We start from the raw sequence: 21,434 nt of genomic DNA, 5'->3' as shown, positions 1-21,434 counted from the left end.
ACACTCGATCAAGGTATCAAAGCCAACGATTAGACGCTCCTCGTCCATGAGCCTAGGCTTGCCTGTGTCAATCTGTCACAGAGCACGCCTCGATGGCCAAGCCAGACGCCTCGCCGCAGATTGCCAGTGCCTACGCCTACGCCGAACTTGGTGACGGCCGTGCGCAGCATGCCGCACTCGCCGAAGAATGCGCCCTGGCGATCAGCTACAACGACCTGAACCAAGCCGTGATGATGGTTTCGCCCCATCACCTGGAAGATTTTGCCGTGGGTTTCAGTCTCGGCAATGGTCTGATTTCGTCCATCGACGATATCTATGACATCCAGCTGCGCGGTCTCGGCGACAGCCGCGAAGCCCGCCTGGAAGTCAGCAGCCGCGCATTCTGGGCCATCAAGCAGCAGCGCCGGCAACTGGCTGGCAGCAGCGGTTGCGGCCTGTGCGGCGTGGATGCCCTGGAGCAGGCCCTGCCTGCCCTGCAGGCGTTGCCCGGCGCACCGCTGCCGGCACTGCAGCACCTGAGCGGGCTCCGCGAGCGCATCGGCGAACAGCAACAGCTGGCACGCCACAGCGGCGCCCTGCATGCCGCCCTGTTCATCGACGCGGCGGGCGAGATCCGCCTGTGCCGCGAAGACATCGGCCGCCACAACGCTCTCGACAAGCTGATTGGCGCCCTGGCCCGCGAACGTATCGACACCCGCGGCGGCTTCGCCCTGGTGACCAGCCGCTGCAGCCTGGAACTGCTGCACAAGGCCGTACGTGCCGGCATCGGCACCCTGGTGAGCCTGTCCGCCCCCACGGCACTGACCGTGGAATGGGCGCGACGCCATCGCCTCAACCTGATCCACCTGCCTCATCACAGCACGCCGCGCGTCTACAGCCCGGCGCCTGACGAAGAAGACCGACCATGAGCCTGCAACCCGTCAACCCTCGTTACAAACCCTACAACGGCCCCGCTGCGGGCTGGGGTGCGCTGAACGCCGTCACCCGCTTCTGGCTGGACAGCAAGCAGCCGTTCAAGAACCTGCGCGCCCTGCTCAAGACCAACCAGAATGGCGGTTTCGACTGCCCCGGCTGTGCCTGGGGCGACTCCCCCGAGGACGGCCGCATCAAGTTCTGCGAGAACGGCGCCAAGGCGGTCAACTGGGAAGCCACCAAACGTCGCGTGGATGCGGCGTTCTTCAAGCGCTACAGCGTCAGCCAGCTGCGCGAGCAGAGCGATTACTGGCTCGAATACCAGGGCCGCCTGACCCACCCGATGCGCTACGACGCTGCCAGCGACCGCTACGTGCAGACCAGCTGGGACGACGCCTTCGCCCTGATCGCGCAGCACCTCAAGGCGCTGCCGAGCCCGGATCACGCCGAGTTCTATACCTCAGGCCGCGCCAGCAACGAGGCGGCGTTCCTCTACCAGCTGTTCGTCCGCGCCTACGGCACCAACAACTTCCCCGACTGCTCGAACATGTGCCACGAAGCCAGCGGCGTGGCGCTGATCCAGAGCGTCGGCATCGGCAAGGGCAGCGTCACCTTCGACGACTTCGAGCACGCCGACGCCATCTTCGTGCTCGGCCAGAACCCCGGCACCAACCACCCGCGCATGCTCGAACCGCTGCGCGAGGCGGTCAAGCGTGGCGCCCAGGTGGTCTGCTTCAACCCGCTCAAGGAGCGTGGCCTGGAGCGCTTCCAGCACCCGCAGAACGCCCTGGAGATGCTCACCAACGGTTCCGAGCCGCTGAATACCGCCTTCTTCCGTCCGGCCCTGGGCGGTGACATGGCCGCCCTGCGCGGCATCGCCAAGTTCCTCCTGCAGTGGGAGCGCGAGGCGCAGGCCAAGGGCGAGCCCGCGTTGTTCGACCACGCCTTCATCGCCGAACACACCGATGGCGTCGACGCCTACCTGGCGCTGCTCGACGACACCTCCTGGGAGGCCATCGAGAAACAGTCGGGGCTGAGCCTCAGGGACATCGAGCAGGCCGCACGCATGTACCGCCGTGCCGAGCGGGTGATCATCTGCTGGGCCATGGGTATCACCCAGCACCACCATTCGGTGGCCACCATCCAGGAAATCGTCAACCTGCAACTGCTGCGCGGCAACCTCGGCCGCCCCGGCGCCGGCCTGTGCCCGGTGCGCGGCCACAGCAACGTGCAGGGCGACCGCACCATGGGCATCAACGACCGCCCACCGGTGGCGTTGCTCGACGCCATCGAGGAACGTTTCCAGTTCAAGGTGCCGCGCGAGAACGGACACAACACCGTGGAAGCGATCAACGCCATGATCGACGGCCACGCCAAGGTGTTCATCGGCCTCGGCGGCAACTTCGCCCAGGCCACCCCGGACAGCCCGCGCACCCACCAGGCACTGCAGAGCTGCGACCTCACCGTGCAGATCAGCACCAAGCTCAACCGCAGCCACCTGACCGTGGGCAAGGATGCGCTGATCCTGCCGTGCCTCGGCCGCACCGACATCGACCGCCAGGTCGACGGTCCACAAGCGGTGACGGTGGAGGATTCGTTCAGCATGATCCACGCCTCCTACGGGCAGCTGGAACCGCTTTCCGGCAGCGAGATGCGCTCGGAGCCGGCCATCATCGCCGGCATCGCCAAGGCGACGCTGGGCGATCACCCGGTGGCCTGGGACGCGCTGATCGCCAACTACGACCGCATCCGCGACCTGATCGCCGACACCATTCCCGGCTTCCAGGACTTCAACCGGCGTGTCGCCAACCCCGGCGGCTTCTACCTCGGCAACTCGGCCGGGGCCCGGCAGTGGAGCACCGCCTCCGGCAAGGCCAACTTCAAGGCCAACGCCCTGCTCGAGGACCTGCTCCCCCCGCAGGTTCGCGAAAGCGGTGAGACCCCGGACCTGATCCTGCAGACCCTGCGCTCGCACGATCAATACAACACCACGGTGTACGGCCTCGATGACCGCTACCGTGGCGTGCGTGGCCAGCGCGACGTGCTGTTCGCCAACGAGGCGGACATCCTGCGCCTGGGCTTCAAGCCCGGCCAGAAAGTGAACATCCGCTCGCTGTGGAACGACGGTGTCGAGCGCTGCGTCAGCGGCTTCACCCTGCTGGCCTTCGACATTCCCGCCGGCCAGGCTGCGGCCTACTTCCCCGAGGCCAACCCGCTGGTGCCGCTGGAAAGTGCCGGTGTCGGCAGCAGCACGCCGACCTCCAAGTTCGTCGCCATCTGCCTCGCGGCAGCGAACGGCAGCAACCTGCTGGGCAGCAGCGCGACCAGCTGACCGGCGGCCTGGAACCTCGAACGGAAATCGCCGGTCAATGGCGTAACCCCTGCCATCTGGCGGTTTCTGCATTCGAGGTGTCCATGAAGTCTCTGCAACTCTTCTTCCTTTCCCTTGGCCTGAGCAGCGCGGGCTATGCCTTTGCCGGCAGCACCGAAGCCGGCCTCGGCGGCGCCCTGGGCGGAGCCGTGGGTGCGATGGTGGGTCAGCAGGTCGGTGGCAACACCGGTGCCGCCGTGGGCGCTGGCCTGGGCGGCGCCGCCGGCAGCATGGTCGGCGCCGATCGCCGCAGCCGTACGGAAGCAGCCATCGGTGGCGCACTGGGTGCGGCGGGCGGCAACGTGGTCGGTCAGCAGGTTGGCGGCAACACCGGCGGCGTGGTCGGTGCCGCAGTCGGCGGAGGGGCCGGTGGTGCGCTGGGCAACTACATGGGCAACGCCAGCTACGACGACGATCGCCGTGGCAAGCATCGCCACTACAACGGCAAGAAGCATCGGAAACACCACAAGCACTGGCACCGTCGCTAACGCACGCCCAGTACCCAGGGTTCGTGGCGACGACCGAAGGCGACATCGACCTGCGCCTTGAACCCTGACTGCTGATAGGCCGGCGTCCAGCCGCGCGCCTGCTCCCGGTAGGCATGGGGAACGCTCAGGCGTCCATTGTCCAGGCGGATGCTGGCGCCATAACCGCCTTGCGCCGAATGGCGGTAGGGCTCGATGCGACCGGCCAGCAACACCTGATGCCGCCGATCCGGCCAGCGCTGGCGCAGCGCCTCAGGGTCCACCCCCGCATCCACCAGCATCAGGCGACTGGCCCGCTGTTCCTCGTGCTCCAGACGACGGCGGCGCTCGTCCCGCTCCTTCTGCAGCAGTTCACTGTCGGGGCTGGCCTGCAACTCGGCCTCGGCCTGGCTCAGCGCCTGGCGCACCTGCTCGACCTGGCGCCGGTAGCTCGGCCCATCCAGTTCCAGCACCAGCCAGACCTCGCGCGCCGGCTGTCGCCCCAGCTCGACCTGCCCGTCACCGACAGCGAACCCCAGCGCCCTGAGTTTGGCCGCGTCCAGCCAGGGCAGCTGCCAGTCGTCACCGGGGCGGCGCCAGAGCAACTGCAGACGCGTCACGGTGTCCCCCTCATCCGCCAGCCAGCCACTGGAAACGCGCTGCAGCTCGCGCTCGCTGAGCGACAGGCGCGCCTCGGGCTCACCGCTGCGGTTGTACCAGACACCGCCCAGGGCAACGGCGTTGCTCAGCAGCACGATACCCAGGGCCAGCCACAGGGGGCGCTTCATGCTGCACCGCCATTGGCCGTGCGCCGCCAGCGCTGCAGCAGCACCAGCAGCAGCAACGCGATCAGACCGAGCAGAAGGAAGAACAGGTAGCGTGGCAACAGCTGCCACCACCAGTCGAACAGTTTGGCGAACAGCATGATCAGGGCAAAGACCAGCCCGGTGCTGACCACTTCGCTCCAGCCACGGCGAATGCCCAGCCAGATCGCCAACCCTGAAAGGGCGAAGCCGAGGGTCTGATAGAACGCCTCGATCCAGCCCGTGGACCAGCCGAGATAGCTGCCGCCGCCCCAGTAGGACAGCACCAGCACCGGGCCGAGCAGATAGAGCAGCCCCATCACCCGGTAGCAGGCCGCGAACCCCAGGTAGCGGCGCTGATCCCACCCCTGCGGCACGAGCAGCAATGCCGTTAGCGGCATGAACAGCTCCGGTCGCTCCGCCAGCGACCACCAGTGCCAGCCGGCCCAGTCCCCCAGGCGCGCGGCGACGAACAGGCCGAAACAGAGCAGCGCCACCACCAGCAGCAGGCGCTGGCGGCACTGATAGGCCAGCAGCAGGGCCAGCGCGCCCCAGGGCAGCAAGGCCTTGTCGGACGGGGCGATGTTGAAGATCTGCCCGAGCATCGACAGGTTGAGCACGAAGCACACGAACGCCAGCACGGCTGCCAGCCTCGCGTAATAGCCGGAGCTGTCGCGCCGCTGCAGCCAGTGGCACAGCAGCAGGCTGCCCAGGGTACTGCCGAGCAGGATGGCGACCTGAGCGGAAGCGGCGAACAGCCCCCAGAACTGGTAGAAGAGGAAGAACAGGCCGGCGGCCAGCGCCAGCGCGCCGAACAACGAGGCCAGGCGCATGCCTAGCGACAACTGGCGGGCACGAGCGTCGGCGTCGATGTCCAGCGTCTGGCGAAAGTGCGCCAGCAGGCGTTGATGGTGGCTGCTGACCGCCTGCGCCTGAGCCTCGCTCAGTTGCAGGACCTGCTCCGCGCTCAGTGCGCTCAACTCCTCGCGGAACGCAGCGATGCGGGCAGCGCGCTGCTGCGCCTGCTCACGCTCGAAATCGGACATGGGCACTCCCTGGCGAATGACTGCCCACAGCCTAGCAGGCCATCGCAGAACTACCTATGCCGGCAAGGTAGCGGTGAAAGCAGCGTCACATCGCGGGTTCACTGCAGGTCACCGGCCATCTTCTGCCAGTGCGCCAGCCGGCGCTGTCGATCAGGCGCTGAGCAGGCTCGCCAGCGCCGCACGCAAGGCATCGGGTATGGCCACCGGGCGATTGCTCGTGCGCTCGACGAAGACATGCACGAAGCGCCCTGCCGCGCAGGCCTGCTCCTCGCCCGCCCGGAAGATCGCCAGCTCGTACTGCACCGAGCTGTTGCCCAGCTTGCCGACGCGCAGCCCGACCTCGATGGCATCTGGGAAGGCGATGGAAGCGAAGTAGTCGCAACTGGAGCTGACCACGAAGCCCACCACCTCGCCGGCATGAATATCCAGGCCGCCCTCGGCGATCAGGTAGGCATTCACCGCACTGTCGAAGTAGCTGTAGTAGGTCACGTTGTTGACGTGGCCATAGATGTCGTTGTCGTGCCAGCGCGTGGTGATCGGCTGGAAATGGCGGTAGTCGCCACGCAGGTGCTGGGGTGGGTTCATGCAGGTTCCTTGGCGCGTCAGTAGGCGGCCTGGTAGATGGCCAGGGCCTGCTGTTCGTTCATCTCACGTGGATTGTTCACCAGCAGGCGCTGCTGCAGCATGGCGTCCGCCGCCAGCGTCGGCAACATGGCCTCGCTGACAGCAGCGTCGCGCAGGCGCGTCGGCAGGCCGCTGCGCTCGCTGAAGGCGGCCAGGGCCTCGATCAGTTGCCCGGTCTGCGCAGCCGCAGTGCCAGGTCGCAGTCGATCGCCAAGCACCAGCGGCGCCAGCTCGGCATACAGCGGTGCGGCAACCGGCGCATTGAATGCCAGCACCTGCGGCAGCACCAGGGCATTGGACAGGCCATGGGGAATATGGAAGTGCCCGCCCAGCGGATAGGCCAGCGCATGCACCGCCGCCACCGGCGCATTGGCGAATGCCTGGCCGGCCAGGCAGGCGCCGAGCAGCATGGCCTGACGGGCCTGGCGGTTGCCGCCATTACCCACCACTTCGTCGAGGTTGCCGGCCAGCAGACGCAGCGCCTCACGCGCCAGGAGATCGGAGATGGGGTTCTTCTTCAGCGCGCTGGTGTAGGCCTCGATGGCGTGCACCATGGCATCGATGCCGGTCGCGGCGGTCACCGCCGGCGGCAGCCCCAGGGTCAGGTCGGCGTCGAGCAGTACCAGATCAGGTAGCAGCAGCGGGGAGACCACACCCATCTTGGTCGTCTCGCCGGTGGTGACGATGGCGATGGGGGTGACCTCGGAGCCGGTACCGGCGGTGGTCGGGATCTGGATCAGCGGCAGGCGCCGACCACGCGCGTTGCCCACACCGTAGATCTGCGCCAGCGCCTGGTCGCAGTCGGGATGCCCGAGCAGCGCCACCAGCTTGGCCACGTCCATCGAGCTGCCGCCGCCAAAGCCGATCACCAGCTCCGCCTGCTGCTCACGGGCCTGGGCCACGGCGGCCAGCACCACCGCCTCGGGCGGGTCGGCCAGCACCTGATCGAATACCCGTACGCCCATCCCGGCACGGGCGAAGCCCGGCAACAGCGGGTCGAGCAGACCGAGCCGGGTGATGCCCGGATCGGTGACGATCAGCACGCGGCGAGCGCCGCGCTCATGGCAGAGTTCGGCCAGCTTCAGGCTGGCGCCGGATTCGCAGAGAATCTGCGCGGTGGTGGTGAAGCTGAAAGGGTGCATGCAGTGCTCCTCTTGTTGTAGTCGTGACCTCGGGTATCACTGACGGTGCAAGCGCCGGCTTGCCGGCCCCTGCACCGTCGCTCGGTCAGAAGGCGAAGCTCTCCTCGGCCATTGCCATCAGGCAGTCCGCACCACCCAGCAGCGCCTCGCGGTGGGCGCTGGCGCGCGGCAGCACACGGCGCAGGTAGAACTGCGCACTGTGCAGCTTGGCCTGGTAGAAGTCCGCCTCGGCGCTGCCGGCGTCCAGCGCCTGCTGGGCTCGCGCCGCAGCCTGCAACCAGAAGCCGGCCAGCAGTACGTAGGCCGAGTACTGGAGAAAGTCCACCGAGGTGGCGCCAATCTCCTGCGGGTCGCGCTGGCAAGCCGCGCGCAGCGCCGCGCTCAACTCCCGCCACTCGCCGATTCGGCCCTGCACGACCCTGGCCATCTCCGCCAGGCGTGGATGCTCGGCCTGGACATCGCACAGCTCGCTGAACTCGGCCTGCAGCGCAGACAGTTCGCTGCCGCCATCACCCAGTACCTTGCGGCGGATGTAGTCCAGCGCCTGGATGCCATTGGTGCCTTCGTACAGCTGAGTGATACGGCTGTCGCGCATCAGCTGCTCCATGCCCCACTCACGGATGAAGCCATGGCCGCCGTAGACCTGCACCGCATGGCTGGCCACCTCCTGGCCCATGTCGGTGAAGAACGCCTTGACCACGGGGATCAGCAGCGCCGCACGCTTGCCAGCCGCCTTGCGGCTCTCGCCGTCCTCGGCGGCGTGTTCCAGGTCCAGCTGGCGCGCGGTATAGGCGGCGAGCATGCGGCAGCCTTCGAGCAGGCTTTTCTGGGTCAGCAGCATGCGCCGCACGTCAGGGTGATTGATGATCGGATCGGCCGGCTTGTCCGGCGCCTGCACGCCTGTCAGCCCCCGCGACTGCAAACGCTCGCGGGCATAGCGCAACGCGCCCTGGAAGGCCGCCTCGCCGATCCCCAGACCCTGCAGACCGACCTGGAAGCGCGCGTCGTTCATCATGGTGAACATGCACGCCAGGCCCTGATTGGCCTCGCCGACCAGCCAGCCCGTCGCACCGTCGAAGTTCATCACGCAGGTGGAGGCGCCCTTGATCCCCATCTTGTGCTCGATGGCACCGCAGCTCAGGGCATTGCGCTCGCCCGGCGTGCCGTCGGCCGCGGCGATGAACTTCGGCACCAGCAACAGGCTGATGCCCTTCACCCCGGCAGGCGCATCCGGCAGGCGCGCCAGCACCAGGTGGACGATGTTCTCCGACAGGTCCTGCTCGCCGCCACTGATGAAGATCTTGTTGCCGCTCACCCGGTAGCTGCCATCGGCCTGCGGTTCGGCACGGGTGCGCAGCAGCGCCAGGTCGGTGCCGGCCTGCGGCTCGGTCAGGCACATGGTGCCGGCCCACTGACCGCTGACCAGCTTGTCCAGGTAGCCCTGCTTGAGCGCTTCGCTGCCATGCCGGTGCAGCGCCAGCACCGCCCCTTCGGTGAGCCCGGAGTACACGCGGAAGGACAGTGACGCGCCCATCAGCATCTCGTGAAAGGCGAACGCCACCAGCTGCGGGAAGCCCTGGCCGCCATGTTCCAGCGGCCCGGTCATGCTCGCCCAGCCGTTGTCCACGTATTGCCGGTAGGCCTCGCGAAAGCCCCGGGGCGTCGTCACGCAGCCATCCTCGAGCCGGCAGCCTTCTTCATCGCTGTTGCGATTGAGCGGGGCGACCTCGCCCGCGGCGAAGGCGGCAGCCTCCTCGAGAACCCCGTCGATCAGCTCGCGATCCAGGCCGTTGCCCAGGCGTTCGCAGTGGCCGGCGGCATCGAACAGTTCGTGCAGCACGAAGCGCATGTCGCGCAGAGGTGCCTGGTAGCTCATGCCTTACCCTCCTGAACATCGGCAAAGGTCTTGTGCTCCTGCATCAGGAGCTCGATCAGCGCCGCAGGCTGCCAGTGCGCGCCGAAGCGTTCGGCCAGCAGCAACAGGCGCTCGCGGATGGCGGCCAGGCCCTGAGCATCGGCCCAGCTCATCGGCCCGCCACGCTCGGCGGGGAAGCCATAGCCGTTGAGATAGACCCGATCGATATCCGCGCTGCTGGCGGCGATGTTCTCCTCGAGGATCTTCGCCCCCTCGTTGACCAGCGCCAGCAGGCAACGCTCGACGATCTCCTCGGTGCCGACATCGCGACGGACGAACCCGAGGCGCTCCGATTGCATCTGCACCAGGCCGTCGACGGCCGGATCATGTTCCGCCTGACGGCTGCCCGGTGCGTACAGGTAGTACCCCTTGCCGCTCTTCTGGCCGAAGCGTCCCAGTTCGCACAGGCGGTTATCCAACTGCACGGCCGGGTCGTCCTGGCCCTGCCCGGACAACTCGCGGGCCCGCCACTCCAGGTCGATACCGACCACGTCGTACATGCGGAACGGCCCCATGGCGAAACCGAAACCCTGCAATGCCGCGTCCACCTGGTGCGGCCAGGCGCCTTCGAGCAGCAGCATGCGCGCCTCGCGCACGTAGGTGTGCAGCATGCGATTGCCGATGAAGCCGTGGCAGTTGCCGGCAACCACCGCCACCTTGCCCATGCGCGTGCCCAGCGCCACGGCGGCCTGCAGCACGGCCGGCGCGGTGCTGGTGCCGCGTACGATTTCCAGCAGTTTCATGATGTGCGCCGGGCTGAAGAAGTGCAGCCCGAGCACCGCTTCGGGGCGCGAGGTGACCGCAGCGATGGCGTCGATGTCCAGCGCCGAGGTGTTGCTGGCGAGCAACGCCCCGGGCTTCATCACCGCGTCCAGCTCACGGAAGATCTGCTGCTTGAGCTCGAGATTCTCGTACACCGCCTCGATCACCAGGTCGGCATCGGCCAGCGCCGGATAGCCATCCACCGCCTCGACGAGGGCACGCCGCGCGGCCGCCTCGGGCGCATCGATACGGCCCTTGGCGACGTTGTGCGCCCAGGTCTCCTCGGCCATCTGCAGACCGGCTTCGAGCATCTGCCGGTTGTTGTCCAGCCAGAGCACGCGCAGGCCGGCATTGGCCAGGCTGATGACGATACCGCGGCCCATCGTGCCGGCGCCGATCACGGCGGCACAGCGAAGCGGCGAGACGGTGTTGTTCATTGTTGTTCCTCTCGAAAGCGCCCAAAAGCTTGGGTCACGATAAGCAAGCCGCTACTATTTTTGAAATTTAGTCTTGTGATACGACGTATTCAGCAGATGAATTTCAGCAACTTCGACCTCAACCTGCTGCGCGTGCTCGACGCCCTGCTGCGCGAGCAGAACGTCTCGCGCGCCGCCGAACGCCTGGCGCTGAGCCAACCGGCCGTGAGCAATGCCCTGAACCGCCTGCGCGAGCTGCTCGACGACCCGCTGCTGGTGCGCGTGGGCAGGCGCATGCAACCCACGCCACGGGCGCTGGCCCTGGAGGCGCCGATCCGCAGCGCCCTGCGCCAGCTGGAGCAGAGCCTGAGTGCCGGCGAGTCCTTCGTTCCCGGCGAGAGCCGCCAGCGCTTTCGCATCGCCGTCACCGACTACGTCGAGCTGGTGTGCATGCCTCGCCTGCTCGACCGCCTCAGCCGTCACGCACCGGGTGTCGGCATCGACATTCGCCACCTCAGCCCAAGCCTGCCGATGGAAGCGCTGGACAAGGGCGAGCTGGACCTGGTGCTGGGACGCTTCGACGAGTTGCCCGCACGCTTCGCCCGTCGCCACTGGATGAGCGAGACGCTCAAACTGGCGGCGCGCAACGACCATCCGCTGTTGCAGGAGGCGCCGGATCTCAGTGTGTTCCTGCGCCTGCGCCACCTCTGGGTACACGGTGGACAGACCCGTGGCATGGTCGATCAGTGGCTCGGCGAACAGGGTCTGTCGCGGCAGATTCTCTACACCACGCCGAACTACCTGCAGGCCGCGCACATCGTCGCCGGCAGCGAGCTGACCGCCGTGCTGCCCACCGCCCTGGCCCGGCATTTCGCCAGCCTGCTGCCGCTGCGGCTGTTCGACCTGCCCTTCACCCTCGGCCCCTTCCACCTGGAGGTGGTCAGCCTGGCCCAGCGCCAGCGTGACGCCGCGTTGCAATGGCTGATCGAGGAGATCATCGCGGTGGCCGGTTGATCAGCATGCCGCGCTATTGCCGCTCACCCGCCCGTGCATCGGCGCGGCCACCCAGGTACCAGCCGAGCAGGCCCCACAACGCGGCGCAGAACGCGCCGACCACGGCGACCAGCCAGGTACCCTGGCCGAGCATGTCCAGGCCGGCCTTGGCCCAGCCACTGAGGGCGTCGCCGCCGCGATAGACCACCGTGTCGATGAAGTTCTTCACCTTGTACTTGCTCTCGGCATCCAGCGGCGCGAACAGCATCTCGCGCCCCGGACGCACGAAGGCGTACTCGCCGATGCGCCGCACGATCATCAGCCCCGCCAGCATGGCGAAGGTCGGCGCCAGCGCCAGGCCGATGAAACCGAGGCTGACCAGAGCCGGCACCAGCGCCAGCAACACCCGCACCCCGAGCCGCTGCGCCAGCCGCCCGGTGATGAACAGCTGTGCGCTCAGCGCACCGGCCTGCACCACGAAATCGATCACCCCGAATACCCGGACCTGCTCGGCACGGTCCGGGAACAGCGCAGCCACCAGACCTGCCTGTTCGAAGTAGAGAAAGGTGCTCACCGAGGTCAGCAGCAGAATGAAGGCGCCGATGCCCAGCAGGTAGCGCGAGCGCAGCAGGCGGGTCAGGCCACTGAACGGATTGCCCGCCACCGGCCGGCGCGGGCTTTCACTGGCCTGCGCCCCGGGTCGGCCGGCGCCCCGTCCTTCGCGCCAGCCCATCAGGTAGCGCTTGAGCGAGATGGCCACGCCCAGCAGCACGGCGGCCATCAGCATCAGGCCCGACTCACCCACGTAGCCCACCAGCAGCGTGCTCAGCAGCGGACCGCAGAGCCCGCCGACACTGGCGCCGGCGGCGATGAAGGCGAACAGGCGGCGGGCCTGGGCCGCATCGAACACATCGGCCATCAGGCTCCAGGCCACCGACACGACGAACAGGTTGTAGACCGATATCCACACGTAGAACACCCGCGCCAGCCAGACGCTGTCGTGATCGAGGCGAAACAGCAGGACGAAGGCGAGCAGGTTGAGGCAGAAGAAGCCGTACACCCAATCGATGAACTGAATGCGCGGGACCTTCGAGTTGAGCCAGGCGAACAGCGGCACGGCCAGCAACATGACGACGAAGGTGGCGCTGAACAGCCACTGCAGGTTGCTCACCCCACCCGTGATGCCCATCGCCTCGCGGATCGGCCGCAGCATGAAATAGCCGGCGAACAGGCAGAAGAACAGGGCGAAACCGGCGAGCACCGCCGGCAGTTCTCCGCTTTCGGCATTGACTGCCCGTGCCAGGCGCCGTATGAGCGCCTGCATCTCAGGCGAACAGCTCGACGATGCGCTGGCGCTGGGCCGCGTCGGGCAGCTTGCCCTGCCCGGCCAGCAGATTGTCGGCCATGTAGCGCGGCGTGGAGGTGGCCGGAATGACCGCCGTCACGGCAGGCTGGGCGAGGATGAACTTGAGCATCAACTGCGCCCAGGAGGTCGCACCCAGCTCCACGGCCACCCAGTCGGGCAGGCTCCTGCCGCGCACCCGGTCGAACAGTGCGGCGCGCTGGAAGGGGCGGTTGATCAGCACCGCGATGCCCTTGTCGGCACAGAACGGCAACAGCTCGCGCTCGGCGTTGCGTTCGCCGATGGAGTAGTTGAACTGGACGAAGTCCACCGGTTCCTGGCGCAGCACCTGCAGCAGGCGCTCATGGGCGGAATCCAGGTAATGGGTGACGCCGATGTAGCGCACCCGACCCTGCGCCTTCAGTTCGCGCAGCAGGTCGAGCTGGGTGCGGGTGTCCTGCAGGTTGTGCACCTGCATCAGGTCGATGGTGTCGGTGCGCAACGCGGCGAAGCTGGCCTCGACCTGGCGCTCCCCGGCCGCACGCCCGGTGGACGATACCTTGCTGGCCAGGAACAGCCGCTTGCGCATGTCGTCCTCCGCCGCCAGTGCACCGCAGACCGCCTCCGCCCGCCCGTAGCTGGGCGCGGTGTCCACCAGGCTGGCACCGCCATTGGCCAGCGTGCGCAGCACCTCGCGCAGCGGCTCCAGCGCGGCGTCCGTCATGGCGACATCGTGCGTGCGCGACGTGCCCAGCCCCACCACCGGCAGCCGCTCACCGGTGCTGGGTATGGGCCTGCTCATCAGGCCGCTGGAGGCGAAGGCGGATGATGGCAACCAGGGCATCAGGGCGGCGAGCGCCGCCAGGCTGGCGCTACCGTGCAGGAATCGACGACGGCTGGGCATGGCGTGGAACCTCTAACGGTGACCGATGGGTTATAGGCACAGACCACGCCCGGACCAAGGCGTTACAGCGATCGACGCATCATCAGCAAAGAGGGGCAGGATGGGCGCAGCCCAGATGAACCGGGGTGCAGGCGTGAAGCAAGGGGGTTGGCGGCGCAATATCCGGTAACCAAAAACGCCGCTGCGCCAAGGCGGGATGGGGGCGCAGCGGTCGGGAAACCTGCTCAGGCAGCGCGCGAGGCGGATTCGCTGATCAGCATGCCGTGGGAGACCAGATAACAGCGTCGCCCGTTCTGCAACGTCAAGGGTGTACGGCTGGAGATCACCCAGCCGCTGCTGAGCAGGTGCTCGATATGAGCACGCAGTGCAGGTAAATGGCGCTGTTCCTTCATGGCCGACCTCTCGTTGAATGGGTGATCTCACACCCGCTGACTCATCCGTGACGCATATCGCAAAATGGTAGTAGCCCTGTGCCAGAGCTGTCAGCGGCGCGATCGTGCATTTTTTTGTAGGACATTCGCTATACCCCCGCGCCATCAGGGCTGTGCCAGCTCCGCCTGCCCCTCATCCGGCTCCGCCGAGAAGACCAGGTAGTCGTCCTCCAGCCTGCCGTAGCGCAGCTGCAGCAAATCCAGCAGGTAGTTCTGGTGCAACTTCCAGGGCACCCGGTCGCCCTGCGCCGGCAGCAGGTGCGCAGCGCGCTCGATGTAGCCGGACTGCAGGTCGAGAAACGGCTGTGGACGCACCTGGCCGTCGCCGTCGCGTGGCGTCACCTGGCGCATGCCGGTGGCGTCCATGTGCCGTATCAGGCGGCAGAAGTACTCGCTGGACAGGTCGGCCTTGAGCGTCCAGCTGGCGTTGGTGTAGCCCATCACCACCGCCAGATTGGGCAGATCGCGCAACATGATGCCGCGATAGCCCATGCTCTTCGGCGCCTCGAACGGCACGCCATCGACGCTCACGACAATGCCGCCGAACAACTGCAGCTGCAACCCGGTGGCGCTGACGACCACCTCGGCCTCGAGCTCCTCGCCATTGCTCAGGCGCACGCCGTGCGCGGTGAACCGCTCGATCTCGGCCGTCACCACCTGCGCCTTGCCCTGCCGCAGCACGCGGAACAGATCACCGTCCGGCACCGCGCACACGCGCTGGTCCCAGGGTTTGTAGCTCGGGCTGAAGTGCTGCGGATCGACCGTCCCCAGCTGCCGCCGCACCAGTCCCAGCAGCACCCGGCGCACCAGCCCCGGGAAGCGCTTGGCCAGCTTGTAGAAGATCAGTTGCAAGGTCACGTTGCGCCCGCGCGCCAGGCGGTAGACCCAGGTTTCCGGCAGTACCCGGCGCAGCGCGTTGGACAGCGCATCGCGTTGCGGCAGGTTGATCACGTAGCTGGGCGAGCGCTGCAGCATGGTGACCTGCGCGCCCGCCTCGGCCAGCGCCGGCACCAGCGTCACGGCGGTCGCACCGCTGCCGATCACCAGCACCCGCTTGCCGCTGCAGTCGAAGCCCTGCGGCCAGGACTGCGGATGGATGAAGGTGCCCCGGTAGGCCTCGCGCCCGGCGAATGCCGGGGTGTAGCCGGCCTCGTAGCGGTAGTAGCCGGTGCACATCATCAGGAAGCGGCAGCTCATGCGCAGCGGCTCGTCCTCGTCACCCCGCTGCACCCGCAGTTGCCAGGTGGCGCTGGCACTGCACCAGTTCGCCTCGAGCACCCGGTGCTGATAGCGGATCAGCCGATCGACGCCCTGCTCACGGGCGGTGTCCTCGATGTAGCGGCGAATCGACGGCCCGTCGGCGATGGCCTGCGGATCGCTCCAGGGCCTGAAGTTGTAGCCCAGCGTGTACATGTCCGAGTCGGAACGGATGCCCGGATAGCGGAACAGGTCCCAGGTCCCGCCCATGGCCTGTCGCCCCTCGAGAATGGCGAAACGCTTGTCGGCGCACAGGCGCTTGAGATGGCAGGCGGCGCCGATACCGGACAGGCCGGCACCGATGATCAGGACATCCAGATGTTCCACGGACATGGCACGCACTCGCGAGAGAAGGACGGTCGACACAGACTCACCTTAGTTGATCGCCCTGTCATCCGACCTTCGATTGGTCCGTCACGGCGCGCGTGTGCCTCGACTGGCCGGCGAGGCCTCTGCGGCGCTAAGCTGTCGCCATGACCACGCCCTACCTGACCCCGCTTCAGACCAGCAGCAAGGATGCCGCCAACGGCCTGCGGATTGGCGGCGACTGGACGCTGGCCCACTACGCCCGGCTCGAACCACAGGTGCTGGCCCTGCGCGAGCGCCTGCAGGGCGAGGAGCCGGTCGATCTCAGCACCTTGGCCGCACTGGATACCGCGGGTGCCGCGCTGCTGGTGGAGCTGTTCGGCAGCGCGCGCCTGCGCCAGCTCACGGAGCGGAGCGCGCTGAACAGCCAGCGCCGTGCGCTGCTGCTGGCGGTGGCCGATGCCATGGCCGACAGCCGGCAGGCGCAGACACCTGGCGAACCGTCGGTGCTGCGCGAAGTGCTCGGGCATATCGGCGAGGTCGTCGAGGGCATGTGGCACCAGGGGCGGGCGCTGCTCGGTTTCATGGGCCTGACCCTGAGCGGCATGCTCGCCATCCTGATACGCCCACGGCGCTGGCGCCTGACGTCGCTGGCCGCGCACCTGGAGCAGTGCGGGCTCAACGCCGTGCCCATCGTCGCCCTGCTGACCTTCCTGGTCGGTGCCGTGGTGGCCTTCCTCGGCGCCACTATCCTCGCGGACTTCGGCGCCAGCATCTACACGGTGAACCTGGTCGCCTTCTCCTTCCTGCGCGAGTTCGGCGTGCTGCTCACCGCCATCCTCATGGCCGGACGCACCGCCAGCGCCTTCACCGCGCAGATCGGCTCGATGAAAGCCAACGAGGAGATCGACGCCATCCGCACCCTGGGCCTGAGCCCCGTCGAGCTGCTGGTGCTGCCTCGGGTGTTCGCCATGCTCATCGCCCTGCCGATCCTGACGTTCATCGCCATGCTCAGCGGCATGCTCGGCGGCGCCCTGGTCTGCGCAGTGGCGCTGGACATTCCGTCGGCGATGTACCTGTCGATCCTGCAGGACAGCGACCTGCTGCGGCATTTCCTGGTCGGCCTGCTCAAGGCACCGATCTTCGCCTTCCTGATCGCCCTGATCGGCTGCCTGGAAGGCTTCAAGGTCAGCGGCAGCGCCCAGTCGGTGGGCGAACACACCACCTCGGCGGTGGTGCAGTCGATCTTCGTGGTCATCCTGCTCGACGCGCTGGCTGCCCTGTTCCTGATGGAGATGGGCTGGTGACGCGCGAGGCCATCATCGAGGTGCGCGACCTGAGCAACCGCTTCGGCAGCCAGGTGGTGCACGAGCACCTGGATTTCGATCTCTATCGCGGCGAGATTCTCGGCGTGGTCGGCGGCTCCGGTACCGGCAAATCGGTGCTGTTGCGCAGCATCGTCGGCCTGCGCCGCCCCAACGCAGGCACCGTGCGGGTATTCGGCGAAGAGCTGCTGAGCCTGCCAGCCGAGAAGCGCTCGCAGCTGGAGCGCCGTTTCGGCGTGCTCTACCAGCGCGGCGCGCTGTTCTCCTCGCTGACCGTCAGCGAGAACATCGCCCTGCCGCTGATCGAGCATGCCGGTCTGTCGCGCGCCGCTGCCGAACGCCTGGCACGGGTCAAGATCGCCCTGGCCGGCCTGCCACAGGACGCCGCCGACAAGTACCCCAGCTCGCTGTCCGGCGGCATGGTCAAGCGCGCCGCACTCGCCCGCGCGCTGGCGCTGGACCCGGACATCCTGTTTCTCGATGAACCCACTGCCGGCCTCGACCCGATCGGTGCGGCGGCCTTCGACCAGTTGATCCGTACCCTCAGCGACAGCCTGGGGCTGAGCGTGTTTCTGGTGACCCACGACCTCGACACGCTCTACAGCATCTGCGACCGGGTCGCGGTGCTGGCGCAGAAGAAGGTGCTGGTGGCCGACCGCCTGGAGGTGGTGGCCGCCACCGACGACAGCTGGATTCAGGCATATTTTCACGGCCCGCGTGGACGCGCAGCCGCACAGGCCGCGACCGCGGCAGGGAGTCAATGAATGGAACCCAGAGCCCATCACGTGCTGATCGGCCTGTTCACCGTGCTCACGGTGGGTGCCGCGCTGCTGTTCGGCCTGTGGCTGAACAGCAGCAGCTCCGATCGCGCCTTCACCGACTACGAGGTGATCTTCAACGAGGCGGTGACCGGGCTGTCCCAGGGCAGCGCCGTGCAGTACAGCGGCATCAAGGTCGGCGACGTGGTCAGCCTCGGCCTCGACCCGAACGATCCACGCACCGTACGGGCGCGCATCCGCATCGTCGGCAACACCCCGATCAAGCAGGACACCCGCGCCCGCCTGGCGATCACCGGCATCACCGGCCTGGCGGTGATCCAGCTGCATGGTGGCAGCCCGGAAAGTCCGGCGCTGGAAGGCGAGCACGGCCAACCGGGGATCATCATCGCCGATCGCTCGCCGCTGTCACGCCTGATGGCCAACGGCGAGGACCTGCTGGTCAACATCACCCGCCTGCTCAACCGGGCCAACCGCATGCTGTCGCGGGAGAATGCCGAACGGGTGTCGCGCACCCTGGACAACCTGGAGCGCACCACCGCCGGGCTGGCCGATCAGCGCGACGATCTCGGCGCCGCCATGCAGCAGGTCGGCGCCGCCACCCGCGAAGCCGCCGCACTGATGCGCACGGCCAACCGCCTGCTCGACGGCCAGGGCACGCAGGTGATGGAGAACGCCGAACGCCTGATGGCCTCGCTGGAACGCAGCAGCCGCAACATCGAGGAGCTGCTGGCGAACAACCGCAGCGCCCTGGACAACGGCATGCAGGGGCTCAGCGAGCTTGGCCCGGCCATCGCCGAGCTGCACGAAACCCTCAGCGCCCTGCGCGGCTTCTCCCGCCGCCTGGAGCAGGACCCCACCGGCTACCTGCTGCGCAACGACAGCATCAAGGAGTTCCAACCATGAAGCACCTGCTGCCGCTGCTGATGGCCGGCCTGCTCGGCGCCTGTTCGATCCTGCCGCAGAGCGAACCGCTGGATATCTACCTGCTGCCCGGCAGCACGCTGCCGGCGCAGCAGCAGCGCGTCGACTGGTCACTGCGGGTGAGCAGCCCGAGCAGCGGCCAGCTGCTCGATGGCACGCGCATCGTCGTGCTGCCCGAGCCCGGGCGAGTCAACACCTACCAGGGCGCGCGCTGGAGCGAACGTACGCCGCAGTTGCTGCGCGGCCGACTGCTGGACGCCTTTCACGATGACGGGCGGATACAGGCGCTGAGCAACGATGAACAGCGCCTGCAGGCCGACCTGGAACTGGTCAGCGACCTGCGCAGCTTTCACAGCCAGTATCAGGACGGTCGCCCGGTGGCGCTGATCCAGCTCGATGCGCGCCTGGTCAACCCGCGCGATCAGCGCATCCTCGCCAGCCGCCGTTTCAGCACCAGTCAGCCGGCGACCGACACCTCGATAACGGCGGTGGTGGCCGCATTCGGCCAGGCCGGCGATCGTCTGTCTCGCGAGCTGGTGGACTGGACCCTGAGCGAAGGACAGCGCAACCGCTGATCGACACCGGGTAGGGCGCGGCCACTGTTATGTGGCCCAGGCGTCCTGCAGCCAATCACGCACCTGGGCGTAGGAATAGTCTTCCAGCGCGGCGAAACCGGCCAGCTGGCGCGCCTTGAGCCTGGTGAACAGCGGCGTGCTGATGCCACAGAGAAAGCGCGTCAGGCATTCCCGACTCGGCACCTGCCCGGCGTGCTGCACGTGCTTCTCGACGAACGCCGCGCACAGCGCCTGGGCATCACGCCCCTGCAGCGACGGCAGCTCCGGCGGAGCTGGCAGGACGGCGACGCGCCCCAGGCACACCGAGCAATGCCCACAGCGCTCGGGGGCCTGCTCGTCGCCGAAATACAGCGCCAGGCGTCGGCTCAGGCACTCACGGCTCTCGAACAGTCCCAGCATGGCCTGGATACGCGTGATCTCGCTGGCTTCGTGGGCAACGAAATGCGCATGCAGCTCAGCCGTCAGCGCTTCCAGATCGAAGGCGCCATCGAGCACCGCGTAGACCTCGGTCATCTGCTTGCTTTCCAGTTCCAGCCAGCACTTCTCCTGGAAGTAGTCCAGCGCCTTGACCACCCGCGCGCGCTCGGCGCCGTGCTCGCGGTAGAGCAGGTCGAAGTCCAGGGTGTTCCAGGTCCGCGCGCGACGCGAGCTGGAGAGAAGCGCTTCGACGAACTGCCGCCGCTCGCCCTCGAACTGCGCCAGCAACGCCTGGTCATCTAGCAGCAACTTGAAGCGATATTCAGCGAAGTAGGCATAGCGTGGCGCGATCACGCCACGCAGTTCGAGCTGCACCAGCAGGGTCTTCAGTGGCAATGCGCGGATGTTGCTCAGGTCCGCCAGCTGCCCGAGCATCAGCTCCCACTGCCCGCCCGTACCGACCGCACGCAGATCCTCGAGCACCGCGCGAATGCCGCCGGGCTCCGGCGTATCGCCGTAGACGAAGTTCTCCAGCACGCTCAAACCATCGCGACTGGCCAGCACCAGGCAGTCGGAAGGTTGGCCATCGCGCCCGGCGCGGCCGATTTCCTGGCTGTAGTTTTCCACCGATTTGGGCAGGTCGAAGTGCACCACGTTGCGGATGTCACGCTTGTCGATGCCCATGCCGAAGGCAATGGTGGCGACGATGCACGCCAGCTCACCGGCCATGAAGCGCCGCTGGATCACCTCACGCGCCTCATGGCCCATGCCGGCGTGGTAGGCACTGACCGCCAGCCCCCGTCCCTGCAGGTGCTCGGCGACCTGCTCGGCGGTTTTCTGCTGGGTGACGTAGACGATGCTCGCCTGCTCCCGGCGCGGCGCCAGCCACTGCTGCAGGCGTTGCAGCCTGGCGCCGCCGGGCTGTGGCTCGACCAGCAGGTTGAGATTGGCGCGGTAGAAACCGGTGGTGACCACATCGGCCTCGGCGATGGCGAACTTGTCGCGCATGTCGGCGATCACCCTGGGCGTGGCCGTGGCGGTCAGCAGCAACACCTGGGCGATGCCGAACTGGCGCTGATAGTCCGGCAGCTTGAGGTAGTCCGGGCGGAAGTTGTGCCCCCATTCGGAGATGCAGTGCGCCTCATCGACCACCAGCAGGGAAATCGGCACCTGGGCGATGAAATGGCGAAAGCGCTCGTTCTTCAGGCGCTCCACCGAGATCATCAGGATCTTCAGCTCGCCACTGCGCGCACGGTTCATCACCTGCTGGGTCTGCTCGCGGTCCTGCGCCGAGTCGATGCTGGCGGCGGCGATACCATGGGCATGAAGGAAGGCCAGCTGATCCTGCATCAGCGCCAGCAGCGGCGAAATGACCAGGGTCAGGTGCGGCAGGTGCAGCGCCGGCAACTGGTAGCACAGCGACTTGCCCGAACCGGTAGGAAAGATCGCCGCCGCCGAACGCCCCGCCAGCACGGCGCTGATCACCGCCTCCTGACCGGGGCGCAGATGATCGAAGCCGAAGACACGTTTGAGGGTGGACATGCGCGATCACTCCTTTGAAATGCTTCAGGCGGCGGGCTGAAAGTCTCGTCGGTTACGGCGGGTTGCACCCGCCCCGGGGCGAAATGGCGATACGGGTCGTGCGCCTTGCGACTACAAACCTCGTAGGGCGGGTGAAACCCGCCACATTGGCTACAAGCCTACTGCATTGACTGCGAGCCTGCGGACA

The 21,434-nt window shown here is 67.4% G+C and carries 19 protein-coding genes; 8 read left to right on the top strand and 11 right to left on the bottom strand.

Features of this window, described 5'->3' with window-relative positions; translation table 11 throughout:
- The first annotated feature begins 92 nt into the window (after positions 1-92).
- The 3 genes from fdhD to FIV02_RS02010 all read left to right on the top strand — a co-directional run bounded on the left by fdhD (position 93) and on the right by FIV02_RS02010 (position 3,771).
- Positions 93-908 (top strand): formate dehydrogenase accessory sulfurtransferase FdhD, encoded by an 816-nt coding sequence (gene fdhD / locus FIV02_RS02020; RefSeq protein WP_134678171.1) that lies wholly within the window; start codon positions 93-95, stop codon positions 906-908.
- A complete protein-coding gene (locus tag FIV02_RS02015) occupies positions 905-3,244 on the top strand; it encodes an FdhF/YdeP family oxidoreductase (protein ID WP_152487642.1) in 2,340 nt (779 codons plus the stop codon). Before fdhD ends, FIV02_RS02015 begins: the two co-directional genes overlap by 4 nt.
- Before the next feature lie 83 nt (positions 3,245-3,327).
- Positions 3,328-3,771 carry a glycine zipper domain-containing protein gene (locus FIV02_RS02010; protein ID WP_150607647.1) on the top strand — a complete coding sequence of 148 codons (444 nt, stop codon included), beginning with the start codon at positions 3,328-3,330 and terminating at the stop codon, positions 3,769-3,771.
- Here the strand turns inward: FIV02_RS02010 and FIV02_RS02005 are convergent.
- The 6 genes from FIV02_RS02005 to FIV02_RS01980 form a co-directional block, all read right to left on the bottom strand.
- Entirely contained in the window at positions 3,768-4,535 is a 768-nt protein-coding gene (locus FIV02_RS02005) for a DUF4824 family protein (RefSeq protein ID WP_152487641.1), read from the bottom strand. The two genes, FIV02_RS02010 and FIV02_RS02005, sit on opposite strands and share 4 nt — an antisense overlap.
- A complete protein-coding gene (locus FIV02_RS02000) occupies positions 4,532-5,596 on the bottom strand; it encodes a DUF2157 domain-containing protein (protein WP_037050177.1) in 1,065 nt (354 codons plus the stop codon). Before FIV02_RS02000 ends, FIV02_RS02005 begins: the two co-directional genes overlap by 4 nt.
- A 150-nt stretch (positions 5,597-5,746) precedes the next feature.
- A complete protein-coding gene (locus FIV02_RS01995) occupies positions 5,747-6,181 on the bottom strand; it encodes a thioesterase family protein (RefSeq protein ID WP_037050180.1) in 435 nt (144 codons plus the stop codon).
- A gap of 17 nt (positions 6,182-6,198) precedes the next feature.
- Positions 6,199-7,362 carry an iron-containing alcohol dehydrogenase gene (locus FIV02_RS01990; protein ID WP_152487640.1) on the bottom strand — a complete coding sequence of 388 codons (1,164 nt, stop codon included), beginning with the start codon at positions 7,360-7,362 and terminating at the stop codon, positions 6,199-6,201.
- Positions 7,363-7,447: 85 nt separating this feature from the next.
- Positions 7,448-9,238 (bottom strand): acyl-CoA dehydrogenase C-terminal domain-containing protein, encoded by a 1,791-nt coding sequence (locus FIV02_RS01985; RefSeq protein ID WP_152487639.1) that lies wholly within the window; start codon positions 9,236-9,238, stop codon positions 7,448-7,450.
- Entirely contained in the window at positions 9,235-10,476 is a 1,242-nt protein-coding gene (locus FIV02_RS01980; RefSeq protein WP_152487638.1) for a 3-hydroxyacyl-CoA dehydrogenase, read from the bottom strand. Before FIV02_RS01980 ends, FIV02_RS01985 begins: the two co-directional genes overlap by 4 nt.
- A 96-nt stretch (positions 10,477-10,572) precedes the next feature.
- Here FIV02_RS01980 and FIV02_RS01975 point away from each other — a divergent pair, with 96 nt between their 5' ends.
- Positions 10,573-11,469 carry a LysR family transcriptional regulator gene (locus FIV02_RS01975; RefSeq protein ID WP_152487637.1) on the top strand — a complete coding sequence of 299 codons (897 nt, stop codon included), beginning with the start codon at positions 10,573-10,575 and terminating at the stop codon, positions 11,467-11,469.
- 13 nt (positions 11,470-11,482) lie between these two features.
- Here FIV02_RS01975 and FIV02_RS01970 read toward each other — a convergent pair whose 3' ends face one another.
- The 4 genes from FIV02_RS01970 to FIV02_RS01960 all read right to left on the bottom strand — a co-directional run bounded on the left by FIV02_RS01970 (position 11,483) and on the right by FIV02_RS01960 (position 15,715).
- Positions 11,483-12,772, bottom strand: a complete 1,290-nt coding sequence (locus tag FIV02_RS01970) for an NTP/NDP exchange transporter (RefSeq protein ID WP_152487636.1) — start codon at positions 12,770-12,772, stop codon at positions 11,483-11,485.
- Position 12,773: 1 nt separating this feature from the next.
- Positions 12,774-13,694 carry an aldo/keto reductase gene (locus FIV02_RS01965; RefSeq protein WP_152487635.1) on the bottom strand — a complete coding sequence of 307 codons (921 nt, stop codon included), beginning with the start codon at positions 13,692-13,694 and terminating at the stop codon, positions 12,774-12,776.
- 224 nt (positions 13,695-13,918) lie between these two features.
- Positions 13,919-14,086, bottom strand: coding sequence for a hypothetical protein (locus tag FIV02_RS24765; RefSeq protein WP_167494397.1), 168 nt, complete (start codon positions 14,084-14,086; stop codon positions 13,919-13,921).
- A gap of 144 nt (positions 14,087-14,230) precedes the next feature.
- Positions 14,231-15,715 carry an NAD(P)/FAD-dependent oxidoreductase gene (locus tag FIV02_RS01960; RefSeq protein ID WP_152487634.1) on the bottom strand — a complete coding sequence of 495 codons (1,485 nt, stop codon included), beginning with the start codon at positions 15,713-15,715 and terminating at the stop codon, positions 14,231-14,233.
- 140 nt (positions 15,716-15,855) lie between these two features.
- Here FIV02_RS01960 and FIV02_RS01955 point away from each other — a divergent pair, with 140 nt between their 5' ends.
- From FIV02_RS01955 to FIV02_RS01940, 4 genes are read left to right on the top strand one after another with little or no spacing between them, the layout of a single operon-like run.
- Complete coding sequence (locus FIV02_RS01955) at positions 15,856-16,995, top strand: ABC transporter permease (RefSeq protein WP_134678159.1); 1,140 nt, start codon at positions 15,856-15,858, stop codon at positions 16,993-16,995.
- Positions 16,992-17,777, top strand: a complete 786-nt coding sequence (locus tag FIV02_RS01950) for an ABC transporter ATP-binding protein (RefSeq protein ID WP_037050207.1) — start codon at positions 16,992-16,994, stop codon at positions 17,775-17,777. The genes FIV02_RS01955 and FIV02_RS01950 overlap by 4 nt, the downstream gene beginning before the upstream one ends.
- Entirely contained in the window at positions 17,778-18,695 is a 918-nt protein-coding gene (locus FIV02_RS01945; protein WP_037050208.1) for an MlaD family protein, read from the top strand.
- On the top strand, positions 18,692-19,288 hold the full coding sequence (locus tag FIV02_RS01940) for an ABC-type transport auxiliary lipoprotein family protein (RefSeq protein ID WP_152487633.1): 597 nt from the start codon (positions 18,692-18,694) through the stop codon (positions 19,286-19,288). The genes FIV02_RS01945 and FIV02_RS01940 overlap by 4 nt, the downstream gene beginning before the upstream one ends.
- Positions 19,289-19,315: 27 nt before the next feature.
- Here FIV02_RS01940 and FIV02_RS01935 read toward each other — a convergent pair whose 3' ends face one another.
- On the bottom strand, positions 19,316-21,247 hold the full coding sequence (locus tag FIV02_RS01935; RefSeq protein ID WP_152487632.1) for an ATP-dependent DNA helicase RecQ: 1,932 nt from the start codon (positions 21,245-21,247) through the stop codon (positions 19,316-19,318).
- Positions 21,248-21,434: the final 187 nt, after the last annotated feature.

Origin of the sequence: Pseudomonas sp. THAF187a (assembly GCF_009363395.1) — a bacterium.
GTDB lineage: Bacteria > Pseudomonadota > Gammaproteobacteria > Pseudomonadales > Pseudomonadaceae > Aquipseudomonas > Aquipseudomonas khazarica.
Note: the sequence above shows the minus strand (reverse complement) of the source record. Positions and strands in the feature narration are given on the sequence as shown.

Excerpts from the sequence above, each read along its gene's own strand:
- FIV02_RS01935 (WP_152487632.1), bottom strand. The coding sequence starts at position 21,247 with ATGTCCACCCTCAAACGTGTCTTCGGCTTCGATCATCTGCGCCCCGGT.
- FIV02_RS01965 (WP_152487635.1), bottom strand. The coding sequence starts at position 13,694 with ATGCCCAGCCGTCGTCGATTCCTGCACGGTAGCGCCAGCCTGGCGGCG.
- FIV02_RS01960 (WP_152487634.1), bottom strand. The coding sequence starts at position 15,715 with ATGTCCGTGGAACATCTGGATGTCCTGATCATCGGTGCCGGCCTGTCC.
- FIV02_RS01940 (WP_152487633.1), top strand. The coding sequence starts at position 18,692 with ATGAAGCACCTGCTGCCGCTGCTGATGGCCGGCCTGCTCGGCGCCTGT.
- fdhD (WP_134678171.1), top strand. The coding sequence starts at position 93 with ATGGCCAAGCCAGACGCCTCGCCGCAGATTGCCAGTGCCTACGCCTAC.
- FIV02_RS02000 (WP_037050177.1), bottom strand. The coding sequence starts at position 5,596 with ATGTCCGATTTCGAGCGTGAGCAGGCGCAGCAGCGCGCTGCCCGCATC.
- FIV02_RS01975 (WP_152487637.1), top strand. The coding sequence starts at position 10,573 with ATGAATTTCAGCAACTTCGACCTCAACCTGCTGCGCGTGCTCGACGCC.
- FIV02_RS01985 (WP_152487639.1), bottom strand. The coding sequence starts at position 9,238 with ATGAGCTACCAGGCACCTCTGCGCGACATGCGCTTCGTGCTGCACGAA.
- FIV02_RS24765 (WP_167494397.1), bottom strand. The coding sequence starts at position 14,086 with ATGAAGGAACAGCGCCATTTACCTGCACTGCGTGCTCATATCGAGCAC.
- FIV02_RS02010 (WP_150607647.1), top strand. The coding sequence starts at position 3,328 with ATGAAGTCTCTGCAACTCTTCTTCCTTTCCCTTGGCCTGAGCAGCGCG.
- FIV02_RS01990 (WP_152487640.1), bottom strand. The coding sequence starts at position 7,362 with ATGCACCCTTTCAGCTTCACCACCACCGCGCAGATTCTCTGCGAATCC.
- FIV02_RS01995 (WP_037050180.1), bottom strand. The coding sequence starts at position 6,181 with ATGAACCCACCCCAGCACCTGCGTGGCGACTACCGCCATTTCCAGCCG.
- FIV02_RS01945 (WP_037050208.1), top strand. The coding sequence starts at position 17,778 with ATGGAACCCAGAGCCCATCACGTGCTGATCGGCCTGTTCACCGTGCTC.
- FIV02_RS02005 (WP_152487641.1), bottom strand. The coding sequence starts at position 4,535 with ATGAAGCGCCCCCTGTGGCTGGCCCTGGGTATCGTGCTGCTGAGCAAC.
- FIV02_RS01970 (WP_152487636.1), bottom strand. The coding sequence starts at position 12,772 with ATGCAGGCGCTCATACGGCGCCTGGCACGGGCAGTCAATGCCGAAAGC.
- FIV02_RS02015 (WP_152487642.1), top strand. The coding sequence starts at position 905 with ATGAGCCTGCAACCCGTCAACCCTCGTTACAAACCCTACAACGGCCCC.
- FIV02_RS01980 (WP_152487638.1), bottom strand. The coding sequence starts at position 10,476 with ATGAACAACACCGTCTCGCCGCTTCGCTGTGCCGCCGTGATCGGCGCC.
- FIV02_RS01955 (WP_134678159.1), top strand. The coding sequence starts at position 15,856 with ATGACCACGCCCTACCTGACCCCGCTTCAGACCAGCAGCAAGGATGCC.